Source organism: Pseudomonas sp. SB113 (genome assembly GCF_040754745.1).
Lineage (GTDB): Bacteria > Pseudomonadota > Gammaproteobacteria > Pseudomonadales > Pseudomonadaceae > Aquipseudomonas > Aquipseudomonas grimontii.
In genome coordinates, this window is record NZ_JBFMHW010000015.1 from 17,372 (window position 1) to 33,767 (window position 16,396).

Sequence of the window (16,396 nt, forward strand, 5' to 3'; positions counted from 1 at the left end):
GAGTATCGCAAGGTGACGTGTCGCTTTTCTTACAGCTGCTCCAGCAAAACCCGGCAGCAACTTCTTACTGATTGAACCTTAGAGCCCTCGTTCTTTGCGGCTTAGACCCATTTAATATCACTTAATAAGAGTTTCAGCTTAAAAAGACATGAGGCATAACGCCATCTTGGCGCCAATGCCTTGGCTAGACAGCTAAAACGATTAATCACGCAATTACCTTAGGTACCTACCGTTCGTCCGAGTGTGGCGGTCAAAAGCAATGAGCGCATCCGTCATTGAAACCGTGTCAATCGGGCCTAAGGTAAGGGCACTACTGCGCAATGGTTCGAGGACGTCATGACCCAAGCTTTGATCTTTGATGCGATACGCACGCCCCGCGGCAAAGGCAAGGCCGACGGCGCCCTGCACAGCGTCAAGCCGGTAAACCTGGTGGCCGGCCTGCTCACCGCGCTGGCGCAACGCAGCGACCTCGACACCCAGCAGGTGGATGACATCGTGCTCGGTTGCGTCACCCCGCTGGGCGACCAGGGCGCCGACATCGCCAAGACCGCCGCCCTGGTGGCGGACTGGGCCGTCAGCGTCGCCGGTGTACAGATCAACCGTTTCTGCGCCTCGGGCCTGGAAGCGGTCAACCTCGGCGCGATGAAAGTGCGCTCCGGCTTTGAAGACCTCGTGGTGGTCGGCGGCGTGGAGTCCATGTCCCGCGTGCCGATGGGCAGCGATGGCGGGGCCTGGGTACTCGACCCGCAGACCAACATGCACAGCCACTTCACGCCCCAGGGCATTGGCGCCGACCTGATCGCCACCTTGGAAGGTTTCACCCGCGAGGACGTCGATACCTTTGCCCTACAGTCCCAGCAGAAAGCCGCCAGGGCACGTGCAGACGGTTCCTTCAACAAGTCGTTGATCGCGGTGCAGGACCAGAACGGCATTGTGCTGCTGGACCACGATGAGTTTATTCGCGCCGACTCCACCCTCGAAGGCCTTGGCAAGCTCAAGCCCAGCTTCGAAATGATTGGCCAGATGGGCTTCGACGCCACCGCGTTGCGGGTCTACAGCCATGTGGAACGCATTCACCACGTCCACACACCGGGCAATAGCTCCGGCATCGTCGACGGTGCCGCGTTGATGTTGATCGGTTCCGAAGCAAAGGGCCGCGAGCTGGGCCTGCAACCTCGGGCGCGCATCGTCGCCACCGCCGTCACCAGCACCGACCCGACCATCATGCTCACGGGCCCGGCACCGGCCACCCGTAAAGCGCTGGCCAAGGCCGGTTTGCGCATAGAAGACATCGACCTGTTCGAGGTCAACGAGGCCTTTGCCTCGGTGGTGCTCAAGTTCATCAAGGACATGGGTATCGACGCCGCGCGCGTCAACGTCAACGGCGGCTCCATCGCCATGGGCCACCCGTTGGGCGCCACGGGCTGCGCGATCCTCGGCACCCTGCTCGACGAACTGGAGGTGCGCCAGCAGCGCTACGGCCTGGCCACCCTGTGTGTCGGCGGCGGCATGGGCATCGCCACTATCATCGAACGTCTCTGAGCCCAAGGACTTTGTCATGACCGATGCCATTCGTTACGAAAAAGGCCAGGACCAGATCGTGGTGCTGACCCTCGACATGCCCGGCCAGAGCGCCAACACCATGAACGCCGCGTACCGCGACGCGATGGCGGCCACCGTCGCACGCCTGCAAGCGGAAAAGGACGACATTGCCGGTGTGGTTATCACCTCGGCGAAGAAGACTTTTTTCGCCGGCGGCGACCTCAATGAACTGATCAAGGTCGACAAGGCTCACGCCAAGGATTTCTACGACAGTGTGGTGGTGTTGAAGGCGCAACTGCGCAGCCTGGAAACCCTCGGCAAGCCGGTGGTGGCCGCCATCAATGGCGCAGCCCTCGGCGGTGGTTGGGAGGTCTGCCTGGCGTGTCATTACCGCGTCGTGCTGGATGACAAGTCGGTACAACTCGGTTTGCCGGAGGTCACCCTCGGCCTGCTGCCGGGCGGCGGTGGCGTGGTGCGTATGGTGCGCATGCTTGGGCTGGAAAAAGCTTTGCCGTATTTGCTCGAAGGCAAAAAAGTCCGGCCCCAGCAGGCGCTGCAAGCCGGGTTGGTGGATGAACTGGCGGCGGATCGCACTGAACTGCTGGCCAAATCCCGCGCCTGGATTCTCGCCAATCCGCAGGCCAAGCAGCCGTGGGACACCAAGACTTATCAGATTCCCGGTGGCACGCCGTCCAGCCCGAAAGTTGCGCAAATGCTCGCCATCGCACCGTCGATCTTGCGCAGCAAAACCAATGGCTGCTTCCCGGCCCCGGAGAAAATCCTCTGCGCCGCCGTGGAAGGCGCGCAGGTGGATTTCGATACCGCGCACCTGATCGAAACCCGCTACTTCACCGAACTGGTCACCGGGCAGGTGGCGAAAAACATGATTGGCACCTTCTGGTTCCAACTCAATGAAATCAACGCCGGCAGCTCGCGGCCTCAGGGCTTTGCGCCGTACGTGACGTGTAAGGTCGGGGTGCTTGGCGCCGGGATGATGGGCGCAGGCATCGCCTATGTCAGCGCCTGCGCGGGCATCGATGTGGTGCTCAAGGACATCAACCTGGCGGCCGCCGAGAAGGGCAAGGCGCATTCGATGGCGCTGTTGGACAAGAAGGTCAGCCGTGGGCAATTGACCGCCGAGCAGCGCGAAACCACCCTCGCGCGGATTCATCCTACGGCTTCGGAGGCTGATCTGGTCGGTTGCGACCTGATCATCGAGGCGGTCTTCGAAGATCGTGAACTCAAGGCCAAGGTCTCGGCTGCCGCACACCGTGTGGTCGGCGCCGACGCGGTGATCGCCTCCAACACGTCCACCTTGCCCATCAGCGGCCTGGCCACGGCGGTGCCGGATCAAGGCAAGTTCATCGGCCTGCATTTCTTCAGCCCGGTGGACAAGATGCCCCTGGTGGAAATTATCAAGGGCGCCCGCACTTCGGACGAAACCCTGGCCCGGGGGTTCGATTTCGTCCTGCAAATCAAGAAAACTCCGATCGTGGTCAACGACAGTCGTGGGTTCTTCACCTCGCGGGTGTTCGGCACCTTCACCCATGAAGGCATCGCCATGCTGGGCGAAGGTGTGGCTGCGCCGATGATCGAGACCGAGGCGCGCAAGGCGGGTATGCCGGTAGGGCCGCTGGCGGTGTCCGACGAAGTGTCCCTCAGCCTGATGAGCCATATCCGACAGCAGGCTGCCAAGGATCTGCAGGCTGAAGGTAAAGCAGTGCCGAGCCATCCGGCGACGGTGGTGATTGATCTGTTGGTGAACGAGTACAAACGCGCGGGCAAGGCGGCGGGGGGCGGTTTCTACGAGTACCCGGCGGGCGGGCAGAAGCATTTGTGGCCTGAGTTGAAAGCGCGCTTTGAGCGAGCCGACCAGCGGATTTCAGCGCAGGATGTGCGCGACCGTCTGCTGTTTATCCAGGCCATCGAGACCGTGCGATGCGTGGAGGAGGGCGTGTTGATGTCCACCGCTGACGCCAACGTGGGGTCGATCTTCGGGATTGGCTTTGCCGCCTGGAGTGGTGGCGCGTTGCAGTTTATCAACCAGTACGGCCTCAACGACTTTATTGCCCGCGCCCGCTACCTGGCCGAACAGTATGGGGAGCGGTTCTCGCCGCCGGCGTTGTTGCTCGACAAAGCCGCACGAGATGAAGTGTTTCGGTGATCAAAGAGCATCCAGCGGGGCTTGCCTTGGAGGGGTATTTCAAGGCAGGCTCTGGGGTGTGCATTATTCCCATCACCGTGTCAGGTATTTTTTATGTCGCTACGCGTCTGTATCCTGGAAACCGATATCCTGCGTCCAGGCTTGATCGATCAGTACCAAGGGTATGGGCAGATGTTCAAGCGCCTGTTCTCCAAGCAGCCGATTCCTGCCGAGTTTGTCGTGTACAACGTGGTGCAGGGCGAATACCCGTCGGACGACGAAGTGTTCGATGCCTACCTGGTGACCGGCAGCAAGGCCGATTCCTTCGGCACCGACCCATGGATCCAGACCCTCAAGACCTACCTGCTCGAACGCTATGAGCGCGGCGACAAGTTGCTGGGCATCTGCTTCGGCCACCAATTGCTGGCGCTGCTGTTGGGCGGCAAGGCCGAGCGCGCCGGCCAGGGCTGGGGCATGGGCATTCACGATTACAAACTGGATACCAAGGCCCCGTGGATGAGCCCCGAAGTGCCAGAGCTGACGCTATTGATCAGCCATCAGGACCAGGTCACGACCTTGCCGGACAACGCCACGGTCATCGCCTCCAGCGAGTTTTGCCCGTTCGCCGCGTACCACATCGGCGACCAGGTGCTGTGCTTCCAGGGGCATCCGGAATTTATCCATGACTATTCCCGCGAGCTGCTGGAGATTCTTCAGACAACCCTGGGTGAAAAAGTCTACACAAACGGCGTAGCCAGCCTGGCGCGCGACCACCACGGCGTCACCGTGGCGGAATGGATGATGCGCTTCGTGGCGCACAAGCCCGAGGCCCGGGTTTAAAGCCAGCCCGAGCGCTTGAAACTGGCCCACAAGCCCGTGCAGCCGAACGCAATAAACCCGAGCACTGCAAAATAGCCGTAGTGCCATTGCAGCTCGGGCATGTTCTGGAAGTTCATCCCATAAATCCCCGCCACTGCGGTGGGGAACGCCAGGATCGCCGCCCACGCGGCAAACTTGCGCTGCACCACGCTCTGGCGCGAGGCCTCCAGCAACACACCGATCTCGATGGTCTGGCTGGCGATGTCGCGTAGGGTGGTGAGGTCTTCCATCTGCCGTGTCACGTGGATCTGCACATCACGGAAATACGGGCGCATGTTTTTGTCGATAAACGGGAAGCTCAGCTTCTGCAGCTCCTGGCTGATCTCCACCATCGGCGCTACATAGCGCTTGAGCCGCAGTACATCGCGGCGCAGGCCATGGATCTTCTGGATATCGCGCTCGCTCAACGAGCTGCACAATACGTTGTGCTCCAGTTCATCGATCTCGGCGTGGATCGCCTCGCTCACCGGCTGGTAGTTTTCGGTGACGAAATCCAACAGTGCATACAGTACGAAATCTTCCCCATGCTCCAGCAACAGCGGGCGCGCCTCACAACGCTGGCGGACAAAGCCGTAGGACGCCGAGTGACCATTGCGTGCGGTAATGATGTAGCCCTTACCGGCAAAGATATGGGTCTCGATAAACTCCAGCTTGCCGTTCTCGCGTACTGGTGAATAGGTGACGATAAACAGCGCATCACCGAAGGTTTCCAGCTTGGGGCGGCTGTGTTTTTCCAGGGCGTCTTCGATGGCCAATTCATGCAGGTTGAACTGGCGTTGCAGGTTGGTCAGCTCCTGGGCGTTGGGCTCTTCCAGGCCGATCCACACAAAGTGGCCGGGTTTGGCGGCCCAGGCCGCGCCTTCGTCGAGGGTGATATCAGTGACTTTCTTTCCGGCGCTGTACACGGCGGCCGCAACAACTCTACCCATGGTGCTGATCACTTCTTATTAGGGGGACAGGTGTTGGGCAGCTTAGCTGGATGCGAGTTCGATTGTTGCCGAGGATTGCAGTGCACGGTCCATGGCCGTGATGCACTCATCCATCTGCGCCTGACAGGTCTGCATCAACTGCGGGATGTCATCCGAAGTCAGGCCCACAGTAGGAATCGGTGGCAACGAGCGTATGAGCACATCACCGCTGTTCCAGCGATTAAGCCGCATATGGGTGACGTAATTGCTGACACACACCTGCACGATGGGCACGCCAGCGGCGATGGCCATATGAAACGCGCCTTTCTTGAACGGCAACAGGCCTTTGCCCAGGTTGCGCGTGCCCTCCGGAAACACCCAGATCGACGTGTCTTGATGCTGCAACGTATGAGTGGTGGTGAGCATCGCGCGACGTGCCTTGTGTGCATTGCCGCGGTCGATCAGCACATTGCCCGCCAGCCAGAACAGCTGGCCGAACAGCGGGACCCATTTCAGGCTCTTTTTGGCGATACACACAGTGCGATGGGGCACGACGGTGCCCAACACAAACAGGTCATAGTTGGACTGGTGGTTGGCGATGATCACGCACGTGCCCGGCTTGTTGCGCAGGGAGTCGACATCGGTCTTCACCTTCAGCCGCAGAATCCACATGGCCGGCAGCGCATAGAGGCGCGCGCACAAACGACTGTTGTCCGGGTTGAACGGCCGGCAGGCCCCGAGCAGGACGCCCAGCACACCGGCGACCATAAAGTGCAGGCCCATCAATAACATACGTAACAGAAAAAGCATCGACACGGCCCATCGTGACAAAAGGTGGCGCAGTGTACGGATGTGCACTGTATTCGGCAATTGTCCCTAAAGAGGTAGGAGATGGGCGATGTTTAAGCACATGTTTCAATATGTACCAACATAGGCAGGCTAGAGCGGCTAAAGATGTTTCGGATTAATTTGTAAGAAAAAGCCCGGCGCAAGGTCGGGCTTTGATGTTTCGGTTGTAGGTATTAACTCAGGATATGGCCCTGATCCTGGATGATTGCCTCATCCAACGCCTCCAGCAGCGCCTTACGCACCTTCAGTTTGGTGTGCTTATGCGCGTTCATATTCAGTTTCTTCAGCTGACGCGCCGCTTCCAGCGCTGCTGCATGCAGCTCTTCAGGTGCCACCACCTTGTCGAGGAAGCCAGCCTGCAACGCGCCCTGCGGGTCAAACATCTCGGCATTGATCACCGACCGATGAAACGCCGACTTACGCAAACGGTCCCGCGCCAACTCGATACCGGCGTGGTGCATGGTCATGCCGATCGCCACCTCATTCAGGCCAATGCTGAACGGGCCTTCCACCCCAATCCGATAATCCGCCGACAACAACAGGAAAGCCCCCTTGGCCACCGCATGCCCAGGGCACGCCACAATCACCGGGAACGGGTGCGACAACAGGCGACGCGCCAACGTCGAACCCGACGTCACCAGGCCGATCGCCTCTTTAGGGCCGGCCGTCATCACCTTCAAGTCATAACCACCCGACAGAATCCCCGGCGTGCCGGTGATCACCACCACCGCCCGATCTTTCTCGGCCTGGTCCAGCGCTGTATTGAACGCACTGACCACATCCGGAGAAATGGCATTCACCTTGCCGTTGCTCAGGGTCAGGGTCGCGATACCGTCTTCGAGGTGGTAAGCAATCAACTCACTCATGACGCGGTTCCTTGTAGGATTTGTTATAGAGAGGCTGTTTATAGAGGCACATGCACAGACGTTACCCACCACGCCCGCCCCGGTAAAGCACCATGACTGACTGCCCAGTCAGACTTTTCCCGCAGGGTGGGCGCTGGAAGGCCTGGGGCAGGGCGCAACACCCGCCCCAGACGCAGGCCGCCCATGCCCAAGAATGGCAGAATCACCACCCCTTGCCGGGCCAGTACCGGCATAGCCGTCTAACCGCATGAAAATTCTGAAAAAAACCTTTGCCATCAGAAAGGCTTTCGACTACATTAGCGCGCCTCGACAGACTGAACTGGTTTGACGAGATACGGTGAAGTGTCCGAGTGGCTTAAGGAGCACGCCTGGAAAGTGTGTATACAAGAAATTGTATCGAGAGTTCGAATCTCTCCTTCACCGCCAAATTTGAAACGACTAAACCCCTGAAAACGTTAAAGTTTTCAGGGGTTTTGTGTTTCCAGGGGGCCAAAAAAGGCCCATATGGGAACATCCATGGGAATACACGTTGCTTCCTACGCAATTGACGGCTCGCATTAGGAGCCAAAATTTGGGAGAAATTTGGTCGTGTTTGGATGCTGGCTCTTTCCTGAGAAACGAAAATCCATCTCCCGGCGCCGTAGTGGCAAAATAGAATCTTTAAGCTAGCCTGCTTCGTTAGGCATTTCGCCTAACAGGAGCGATGGTGATGGCTGTGTTTTTTATTGGCTATGATTTGATCAAGCCGGGGAAAGATTATTCAAAAATCGTTCCTGCAATTCAAAAGAGCTTTCCAAATTACTGGCACTGTTTGGACTCAACTTGGTTGGTAAATACTGACCACACAGCCAAACAGATTGCGGATTATTTGCTTCAGTTCATTGATGGTAACGACCGACTCTTGGTAGCCCCTGTGTCCAAAGGAGCGGCCTGGACCATAAGCTTCAACAAGGGTTGCCAAGACTGGCTTTCTGCCAATTTGTGATTTCAAACCTGAACTTCTTTTCTTAGCGCAAAAAAGGAGTTCAGGGGTTTTACATTCTGAGCGCGTTTTGAAGTAATGCGATCACATCTGGCCCATCCTCGTTGATCCACATGCCATAGTGCTGCCGAATCATATTCGCACTGGTATGCCCCATCTGCTCCGCGATCCAGTCAACCGAAGCCACGCCGGTGGTAAGCAGCTGGCTGGCGTAGGTGTGCCGACACTGGCCAGGTCCGCGATAACGAACGCCGGCAGCTTTCAAGTGCGCTTTGAAGAACCTGTCCCTCACGACAAAGTCGCTGACGTGCGGCAAGCCGCTCTTGGTGTTCAGGAACACGAAGTGCAGTTTGTGCTTGCGGATGGTCTTGTTGTCCCGCTCGACGACGTCGACCGTGTCCACGGTCTTGAGCTGGTTAATTGCGTCCAGCTTGCGTAAGGCGTCCCACGCTGGCTCCAGCAAACGCACTTTGCGCGTAGAGCGCCGGGTCTTCGTCACCCGGTAGGCCCCGCGCACCTTCGATCGACGAAAAGTCACCGTCCCCTGTTTCAGATCGACGTCCTCCCAAGCCAGCGCGATGGTCTCCGACACGCGTGGCCCTGCCCAAATCATGAACTGCACCATCAGCAGCTCCTGGGTTCGGCTGGTGTGTGTTTCGAGGATCTGCTTGATTTCCGCCCTGGTGAACGGGTCCGGGGCTTCTGGGTCGGGCAGGCGAACGAATAACCCCTCGGTTGGGTCGTGTGCGACCTTCTTCCGGGTGCGGTAAAGCCGGAACACCTGGCGCACGTTGCTGATGATGTCGCGGATGGTCTTGTTCTTCAGGCGCTTCGACAGCGGCCCCTGAATCCACTCTTGCAGGTCAAGGTGGTCAATCTGATCGATCTGAACGTCACCCCAGCGCGGCCTAACATGGACCTCAGCCTTGTTCTTGTACCCCCGGAAAGAGGTCGCGGCCACGCTGTTGCTCTTGATGGTCAGCCACAGGTCCAGGTAGTGCCCAAAGCTGTTCTCTGCCAACTTGGTCGACTCGGGAAAATGCCGGCGGTAATCGAAGGTGCCGGCCTGGATCTCGTACTCGATCACCGTGACCAGGCGCTTTGCATGCTCGCGATTGGCCGGTGTGTTGCCGCCGGGCACCAGCTCCCGGCACAGCTCGCCATTAAAACGAAAATAGACCCGTACCGAATTGCCACGGGCCTCTACGCCATCTGCCATATGCGTCCCCACGCGATGTATTGAAAGATTCTTCCAGGTGAAAGAACAAAGGCCCGTCTCCGGGCCTTTGTGTATTGCGGTGAAGTGTTGCCGATCACTGCTGGCGAAGTAACCAGAACAGGCTGGCACTTTTTCTAGGTGCCGGTGAGGCTCCCGCTAGGGCTTCTTCGGCCCGACGCTTGGCGTTGATGGCCTGGCGCGCTTTACTGCATTTTTGATGGTTGTCGTGGGCGCGGGATCTACCGCACTGATCGCAGACGCCGGTTAGGTCGAGGTTCCAGGGAAACGATTTACCGTTGTTCATGGAAACCCTCATTACCTGTGGTTTGTTGGGGAAGTTTGAGCAGTTCAAGGGTTTTATCCACGGCAGAATCCCACCATTCCAGTGACAGCCCACCACAGATCCTGCGAAGCCATAAAGCCGATGCCGGCGAGAAAGCCGATGGAAATTGCTTTGGTTATCATGGTTTTTCCTCAATCGCCGCAGAAGCAGGCAATAGCCTCGTCGTGGTCGGCAAACATGTCGAATTGGGTGTCGGAGTAGTCGACCATTTGCTGGTAGCTGGGGCGATCGAAGCGAAAGCGGGCTCCGTCACCGGTGAACTTACCGCCGGATACAACTTCGCTTTCCATGCGTGACCACCACGCGGCTTTCTGGCGATCGCTGGCGATGATTGAATAGATCTGCTTGGCCCCCTTGAGAAAGCAGAGGTCACAGTTGCCTTCCAGGGTGCGCCCGTTGATGGTCGTCAACATCAGGTCGAACGGCTGACTGGCCCAAAAGCCCGTCACATCCTGTACGCCAACACCAGCGTCAGCCAGGGGCATCACCATTGAGGCCCACTTGCTTTCAGTGGTGCTTTTGCGGGCTCGTATTTTTGCCACCCGGAGTGGCTCGTCGGCGCGAATTCCCGTCATCATGTCTACCGGTGCTGCCTCGCTTGAAAGGCCAAGGCTGCGCAGGTATTTGTGGATGATTCGAATTTTCAGGTCGACGGTACAGAACCGGGTTACCGGGTTTGGCAAGTACTTCCGTTTCCGGATCAGTGCTTCGAACGGCTCGCCCTGCCGGCTTGCGGTGGCGTATTCCACCACCGCAAACCCGGCGTCATCATCGCGAAACTCCAGCCAAACGATCGGCATCGCCCAGCGCTCGGCGCATTCCTGCACGAACTCCAAAGTTGCAGGGTGTTCCTTACCAGTGTTGGCAAAAGTGACCACCAGATCGGTCAAGTCTTCGTTGTTGTCCAGTACCTGTCGCAGCATGTAGGCGCTTGTCCGGCCACCGGAAAAGCTCACTACAGTCGGCCCAGACATTTTGTAAGGAGAGCTTGATTGCATAGACACTCTCCTATTCACATCCGAAACGATTGATGAATGAACGCAGGCAGAGCCTTATGTTCTGCTGGTTTGGCCCCGTCCCCCTGGATCTCGCACACGAACCGATGCCGCTTCCGGTTGGGCGGAGTCAGTGCCTCAGTCAACCCTGGTACGACGTCGACGCATTGCTCGTAGGCGCTAGGGCCACTCCAGCTATCAGCCCTCACCACCTGGCAATCCGTACGGGTCGCATCCGCGCACAGGTAAAGCAAAAGGAAAACCGTCATGGTGCGTTCCCCGCGCCGCAGTTCGGGCAGTCGTCGAAGCGCTGGCGCTCGCTGAGAAAGCGCCCGCAGCCTTCGCAGTTGATCCGGTCGCGGTAGATGCGGTTGCGCGGGCGCTTGAGCTTGGGCAGCTTGAAGCCGACTGAGCGCAGTGCCTGCCTGTGGTCGAGCAGCGTGGCCTGGACCACCGGCCGTGAGCGCTCGACGATGTATCCGCATGGCCAAAGCTCTAAGCCTTGGGCCAGGTACCCAGCGGCATCTTCCGCCCCCGGGTGGATGGCGTCATCCAGGTTGGCGGTTGGGCCTTTGCCGCCGCGCCACACCAGATCATTGCCGTCCCACTCGCGTGAGTAAGCTACATATACGCGGCCGTCTTCGTTGCGGTAGGCCTCGGCCTCTGACCTGCTGAGGTACTGGCAGTCAACGCCGACCTCTGCGCGAGTGCCGACGTACTCCACTGGCCAGGGCAAATCGGTTTCCCTGCACTCGTATTGCTTCAATGCGTGTTCCCACGAGAACTGCTCTGCCTCGTCGAGATTCGAGGTGTAGCCGCCGCCGTTACGCCAAAACATCGCCCGGCTACCGACGTTACTGCGGCTGTCCTGCAAGAAGAAGAGTTCAGACATGACCAACCTCCTGCTGAGCCACGCTTAGCGCAATCACCACCGACTGCATGATCACTGCCCTCCCATGAACATGCGTGTCAGCGCGTTGGGCTGGCCGTCCGGTGTCATCAGATCGAAAGGAACCCATACCTTTCGGCCGTTTCGGTATTTCACTCGCGCCATGGAGTGCGTGACTTCAACTACCTCTCCTTGTTTGGAACTCATATTGATTGTGCGGCCGGTCTCCCGCGTGACCACGAAGTTCACCTTGTCGCCGACTTTGAAGGCTGGTGTGCTAGCCTCTGCTCCGCTGCTGCTTGGGTTCTGTGCTTGCATGGTGCTGCTCCTTTGTAGTGGTAGGTGTCGGGGAGTTGGCGCTCCTCGACACCATCTTTCAGGCCGGTTTGGCCTGGTCTTTCTCAATGATCGTTATGACTTCGTCCCGGTCTTTCGCATAAGTGAAGGGCAGTTCTCCCCCTGGGCGAGTGATGGGGTAGCGCGACTCAGGCAACCGGCACAGCGCGACGGTGTAGCCGTTGTCGGTAACCCAGCAGTTCTGCTGGACTTGTCCATCCCTATTGCGTTTCGGCGCCCATTTCATGTCCAGGTACCTATCAGTTCTTCCCAGATCGCATCGCCGTCGGGGAGGTACGTGTGCACCTCTTGCTCTGGCGAGTAGTCCAGTTGCAGCACCGCCAGGCAGTCGTCGAACAGCGCGGTGTCGAGGCCTCGCAGGCTGGTCAGCACGAAGGGATAGTCGTAGCCGTTGTAGAGCCCGAGCAGGAAGCGACCGATCACCTCGCTTTGGCCTGTACCGCGCTGGGCGACAGTGACCAGGCGGGCCAAAGCCTCGATACCGGCCTTGCGGATGGCTGGGCGCTTTGCTTCGAACTCTTGCAACTGCTGAAACCAGTTGGGCTGTGGTTTTTCTGGGGTTGTGTTCATGCGAAGTCTCCTTTCGAAAGGCAATCAGAAGGGGTGGAAGTCTTCGTCGATAATCAATTTGATACTGTCCAGCGCGGTGAGGCGCTGCACATCGCTCAGGTCGAGCATTGAGCTGAGCACATCCACCCAGGCCATCAGCTGCCCGCCGTTTTTTGCAGCGCGCGGCGACGGCCCTGCACTCTCTTCGAACCATGCTGCTGTATAGGCGGGTGCGAGCTTGTTGAAGGTGCTGAGGTGATGCTGCCGACGGTGCTCCACTGCGAGCCCAAACACGCCGGCTTGCTTGGCTGACAAGCCTCTCAACGCCAATGCGCCGTTCATGCCTTCTTGCGTGTGCGCACTGCTCAGCTCAATTCGGGCAATGCGCTGGTCGAGCAATTCGCTGCACTTCAGGGGGGAGTTGCTGATGATCGACAGGGCGCCGCGAAAGCGGGTTTCTTCTGCTCCACTCTGCTGGGCGTGGCGGGGGGGGCCGCCGCTGCTGTAGAGGTCGCGCAGCTCATCCCAGTCAAAAGTCGACTCTGTGTTTGGTACCGACTCAAGAATAACGATGGGCTTGCTAGCGTTGAATAATGAGCGTGTACGGCCCGCCGGAGTCGCGTATTCCGGTGAACAGGCCGTGAACTCTTCTTCGCCGAGGAGCTTCCAGAGGTAGCTGATAAGGAACGTTTTCCCGCTACCGGGCCCGCCTACGATATGCAGGAACGGGAAGCTCTGATGTTCAGTTCGGACTTGTTCAGCGTGCAGCGCGCCGAGCCACCACGCCATTGCCACCACACCTTTCGAGCGGAATGCAGCGTAGAAGTCGTCAAAGCGGATCGCGGTTTTCAGTTCGTTTTGCATGTTATTGCTCCTGTTGTTGCGGTTGTTAAACGCCCTGGAATACCCAGCAGCGAATGGTTTTAGGTTTGTCGAAGGCGTCGACCTGGCGAGCCGAGTTGACGGGCTTGTTCGACTCCAGAAATTTGGGCGACTTGCTGGTCTTCAGCAGGCGTTTCAGGTCGCTCAGCGGCGGTACCTGCTGACGTTTGTTGGCAGCCATCTCCACGAACTCGTTGAGGTTCACGGCGATCAGCCCATCGCGACGCGCATGGTTCAGCGCGGCTTTCTCGTCCATGCCATTGAGGAATTCGTACAGGTCCCAAAACTCGCGCACGGTCGGGTGGTCGGCGTTGATTGCCTGCTGCCGCTCCAGGGCCATGCGGTTGATTTCGGCGTGTGCGAGGGCCTTACGGCGTTCACCGAGCGGCACGACACCGGCCAGTGCATCCACCAGACTGCGCAATTGGGCGTGGTTCTTGGCGATACGTACGGTGCGCACACCGGGCTGGGCCAGCAGCTCCTGTTCGTAGCCGGAAGTATTTTCTTCCATCAGGCGCATGGTTTCGGTTTCGCGTTGCAGCGCCTTGACCAGGAAGCCGCTGATGCTGTCCATCGGCATACGCTCCAGCTGCTCGGCGTACTGCTTGGTTTCCGGCGTGTGGTGCTCGCGTGTCAGGTGGACGTGGCAGATACGCTGCAGGATTGGTTCTGATGCGTTCACCGGGTTGTTCTGCGCGATCAGCAGTGCGGCGCGGAACGGCGGTTCGTGGGTGTCGTTGCCGTTGTTTTTCACGCCGGTGGAGCGAACGCTGCGGCCGTTGTAGGCGGTTTTTAATTCGTCCCAGTCGAAGTGTTTAACCGGCTGGCCTTCCTTTTGTTCACGCTCGGACTCGATCAGCACCACCGGTAAGTTGCTGACCTGCGAAAAGTTGCGCGCACGGCTGGCGGGGGTCGCTTTGGACGGGTCGAAGCCTTCGTAATCAGTACGCCCGACCGACTTCCACAGCAGCTCCACCAGGGTGGTCTTACCCGAGCCGGCTTCGCCAACCAGTTCCAGGAACATCAGTGACTTGTGGATTTGGCGGATCTGCTCGGCGTGCAAGGCGCCCAGCCACCAGGCCAGCACCACCAGCCCCTGCACCCCAAAGCAGCGCCAGTAGATGTCGAACCAATCTTCGTTGTAGGTATTGAGGTCGGTGTTGATGTGCAGCACCGGCGACTGGCTCTGCGATTTGATGCTCAGTTTGCCCAGGTCGAAGAAGTCTTCCTTGTTGCGGACCTGCACCTTGCCGGCGTGAAAGGCCAGGTCGTTGAAGACATAGGCGCCATGGTCGCGGCTGTAGCCGATCCATTCGATGGTGTTGACGGTTTTGAGGTTGTCGAGCTGGGGCGCCAGAATTCGTTTCAGCTGTTGGGCGCTGCCCTCAAACATCGCCCCATTGGAGACGTTGAGCAGACGATTTGCGAACTCGGGCGCCGACGTGAGTTGTTTGGCCGTGAACGTGCTTTTAATCGCCGGCCCCTGCGGGCGCTCAATGCGGAAGTAGTACCAGGCCTCATCGGTCAGGTCGTTGCGCATGTAATACAGCGCCTGGAAATTGCAGTTGGCGATGCTGGTCACTGAGCCTGATTGGCGCAGAGCCTTGTAGCGCCGCTGTTCATCAGTCAGCAGTTGGTCTTCATGCCGCTCGGAGCTCTCCAAATCGCCCATGGCGCGGTCGTACTTATCGAGGTCCAGCCGAAACCAGTACAGGCGCTTGCGGAACGTGAAGTTGAATTCCTTGCGCTCGTCGCGCAGGTAGATCAGAAACCCCTTTTCCTCCGCCGAATCAGCCAGCAGCAAGTCGCCGTGGTGGCGGGCTTCGTCCAGATCCTGCTCTATCCGCTCGGCACGTTTGTCATCACCCTCAATCGGCTTCCAGCGCAGGTGAAGGTCGTTCCAATCAACCTTTTTACCGTTGGGCTGCGGTATCACTGCCGCCTTGCAGGTGAAGCCCAGGTCACGGGCTTCTTTCGCCCAGCGGCGTATGTTGGCCTTGGCGACGGGCTCGTTATCCAGTGCCCACACCAGCAGTGGCAAGCGCTTGTCGGCGTCGTGACGCAGTTTGGCCAGGGCCTTGAGTGAGTCGATCGGGCAGGGGGCGCTGGACATCATCGACACGGCCGACACGTCGTTATGCAGCAACGCGATGGCGTCGAAGATGCCCTCTGTTATCCAGAGTTCGTCGACCTCCAGCAGGTCCAAGCTCGGCGGGCACCACCAGACGCCTTTGTAACCGGTCAAGCCTTCGCCGGTAGGGCGGAAGCGCGCTTTCATCTTGCCAAAGCGGTCTGGCCGATCGATCAGCCGTTCCCAGTACCCACCTTTTTCCAGGGCGAAACGCACCGTGGCGCTGCCGATGTTCAGTCGACTGTCCCAGTAGTTTTCCTGGGTGAACCAACCGGCGATCAGCTCAAATTTGAATCCCCGTGCAAACTCCAGATAGGCGCGCGCAGTGGCAAGCGGGTTCTCCGGCGTTGACGGCGCAGTCTTGCTCCAGTCGTTGAACAGGTCGTCGTAAACGTCTTTTACATGCACACGGTGGTCGCACTTTTCCGGCCGTCCGCAGATCAGTGTCCAGGGCGCGTTGTAGAAGGTGTAGAGGGTCTTCTGGCCGCAGGCAGGGCAAACGCCCTTACGCATATAGTCGGTGCCGCGCATGTGCTTGAGCTGGTAATCCCGCTCAATGCGTTGGATGACGTCGGCGCGCAGCCTTTCTTTCATTTCCATCGTGGCTTACTTCGCTTCGTCGAGGCTGTGTTTAAGGGCGCCAATCAGGCTTTTTCGTGCAGCCATCGCAGGGAAGGCCACCAGCAACGAGCCATGCCGCAAACCCTCGGGGATCATGCGAAAGCGGTCGTCATACCAATGCTCGTTGAGCAGCACCGCGTACTGCGCACGCAACTCAACGAGCAGTGCCTCAGCGTGGTCGCGGGGCAGTTTTGCGGTGATGGCGATGTCGATTTCCATGGTCCACCTCGGATTGCGGGCA

The 16,396-nt window shown here is 58.8% G+C and carries 17 protein-coding genes and 1 tRNA gene; 5 read left to right on the plus strand and 13 right to left on the minus strand.

Going from position 1 to position 16,396, the window contains the following annotated elements:
- The first annotated feature begins 336 nt into the window (after positions 1-336).
- The 3 genes from AB1462_RS19530 (at position 337) to AB1462_RS19540 (ending at position 4,525) form a co-directional block, all read left to right on the plus strand.
- A complete protein-coding gene (locus tag AB1462_RS19530) occupies positions 337-1,542 on the plus strand; it encodes an acetyl-CoA C-acetyltransferase (RefSeq protein WP_367247653.1) in 1,206 nt (401 codons plus the stop codon).
- Positions 1,543-1,558: 16 nt separating this feature from the next.
- Positions 1,559-3,706 (plus strand): 3-hydroxyacyl-CoA dehydrogenase NAD-binding domain-containing protein, encoded by a 2,148-nt coding sequence (locus AB1462_RS19535; protein WP_367247655.1) that lies wholly within the window; start codon positions 1,559-1,561, stop codon positions 3,704-3,706.
- 93 nt (positions 3,707-3,799) lie between these two features.
- On the plus strand, positions 3,800-4,525 hold the full coding sequence (locus AB1462_RS19540) for an amidotransferase (RefSeq protein ID WP_090400381.1): 726 nt from the start codon (positions 3,800-3,802) through the stop codon (positions 4,523-4,525).
- Here the strand turns inward: AB1462_RS19540 and AB1462_RS19545 are convergent.
- The 3 genes from AB1462_RS19545 to AB1462_RS19555 form a co-directional block, all read right to left on the minus strand.
- A complete protein-coding gene (locus AB1462_RS19545) occupies positions 4,522-5,493 on the minus strand; it encodes a magnesium and cobalt transport protein CorA (protein ID WP_090400380.1) in 972 nt (323 codons plus the stop codon). The two genes, AB1462_RS19540 and AB1462_RS19545, sit on opposite strands and share 4 nt — an antisense overlap.
- A 42-nt stretch (positions 5,494-5,535) precedes the next feature.
- Positions 5,536-6,282 (minus strand): 1-acyl-sn-glycerol-3-phosphate acyltransferase, encoded by a 747-nt coding sequence (locus tag AB1462_RS19550; RefSeq protein ID WP_259191260.1) that lies wholly within the window; start codon positions 6,280-6,282, stop codon positions 5,536-5,538.
- A gap of 212 nt (positions 6,283-6,494) precedes the next feature.
- Positions 6,495-7,187, minus strand: coding sequence for a crotonase/enoyl-CoA hydratase family protein (locus AB1462_RS19555; RefSeq protein ID WP_259191259.1), 693 nt, complete (start codon positions 7,185-7,187; stop codon positions 6,495-6,497).
- A 336-nt stretch (positions 7,188-7,523) separates the two neighbouring features.
- On the opposite strand from AB1462_RS19555, the gene AB1462_RS19560 reads away from it, so the two are divergent.
- Positions 7,524-7,613: transfer RNA gene (locus tag AB1462_RS19560), tRNA-Ser, on the plus strand.
- A gap of 283 nt (positions 7,614-7,896) precedes the next feature.
- Positions 7,897-8,172, plus strand: coding sequence for a hypothetical protein (locus AB1462_RS19565; protein ID WP_367247656.1), 276 nt, complete (start codon positions 7,897-7,899; stop codon positions 8,170-8,172).
- 49 nt (positions 8,173-8,221) lie between these two features.
- Here the strand turns inward: AB1462_RS19565 and AB1462_RS19570 are convergent, their stop codons facing one another.
- The 10 genes from AB1462_RS19570 to AB1462_RS19615 form a co-directional block, all read right to left on the minus strand.
- On the minus strand, positions 8,222-9,388 hold the full coding sequence (locus AB1462_RS19570; RefSeq protein ID WP_367247658.1) for a DUF3596 domain-containing protein: 1,167 nt from the start codon (positions 9,386-9,388) through the stop codon (positions 8,222-8,224).
- Between the two features lie 94 nt (positions 9,389-9,482).
- The gene (locus AB1462_RS19575) at positions 9,483-9,692 is read right to left on the minus strand and encodes a hypothetical protein (protein ID WP_367247659.1); all 210 of its coding nucleotides are present in this window, start codon (positions 9,690-9,692) and stop codon (positions 9,483-9,485) included.
- Positions 9,693-9,862: 170 nt separating this feature from the next.
- Positions 9,863-10,705, minus strand: a complete 843-nt coding sequence (locus tag AB1462_RS19580; protein ID WP_367247749.1) for a phosphoadenosine phosphosulfate reductase family protein — start codon at positions 10,703-10,705, stop codon at positions 9,863-9,865.
- A 286-nt stretch (positions 10,706-10,991) separates the two neighbouring features.
- The gene (locus AB1462_RS19585; RefSeq protein ID WP_367247660.1) at positions 10,992-11,618 is read right to left on the minus strand and encodes a hypothetical protein; all 627 of its coding nucleotides are present in this window, start codon (positions 11,616-11,618) and stop codon (positions 10,992-10,994) included.
- 51 nt (positions 11,619-11,669) lie between these two features.
- Positions 11,670-11,933 (minus strand): hypothetical protein, encoded by a 264-nt coding sequence (locus AB1462_RS19590; protein ID WP_367247662.1) that lies wholly within the window; start codon positions 11,931-11,933, stop codon positions 11,670-11,672.
- A gap of 58 nt (positions 11,934-11,991) precedes the next feature.
- Entirely contained in the window at positions 11,992-12,198 is a 207-nt protein-coding gene (locus AB1462_RS19595; RefSeq protein ID WP_367247663.1) for a hypothetical protein, read from the minus strand.
- On the minus strand, positions 12,195-12,542 hold the full coding sequence (locus AB1462_RS19600) for a hypothetical protein (protein WP_367247665.1): 348 nt from the start codon (positions 12,540-12,542) through the stop codon (positions 12,195-12,197). The genes AB1462_RS19595 and AB1462_RS19600 overlap by 4 nt, the downstream gene beginning before the upstream one ends.
- A 24-nt stretch (positions 12,543-12,566) precedes the next feature.
- Positions 12,567-13,385 (minus strand): hypothetical protein, encoded by an 819-nt coding sequence (locus tag AB1462_RS19605; protein WP_367247667.1) that lies wholly within the window; start codon positions 13,383-13,385, stop codon positions 12,567-12,569.
- A gap of 25 nt (positions 13,386-13,410) precedes the next feature.
- Positions 13,411-16,128 (minus strand): toprim domain-containing protein, encoded by a 2,718-nt coding sequence (locus AB1462_RS19610; RefSeq protein ID WP_367247669.1) that lies wholly within the window; start codon positions 16,126-16,128, stop codon positions 13,411-13,413.
- Positions 16,129-16,140: 12 nt separating this feature from the next.
- Positions 16,141-16,374 (minus strand): hypothetical protein, encoded by a 234-nt coding sequence (locus AB1462_RS19615; RefSeq protein ID WP_154949476.1) that lies wholly within the window; start codon positions 16,372-16,374, stop codon positions 16,141-16,143.
- Positions 16,375-16,396 lie beyond the last annotated feature (22 nt).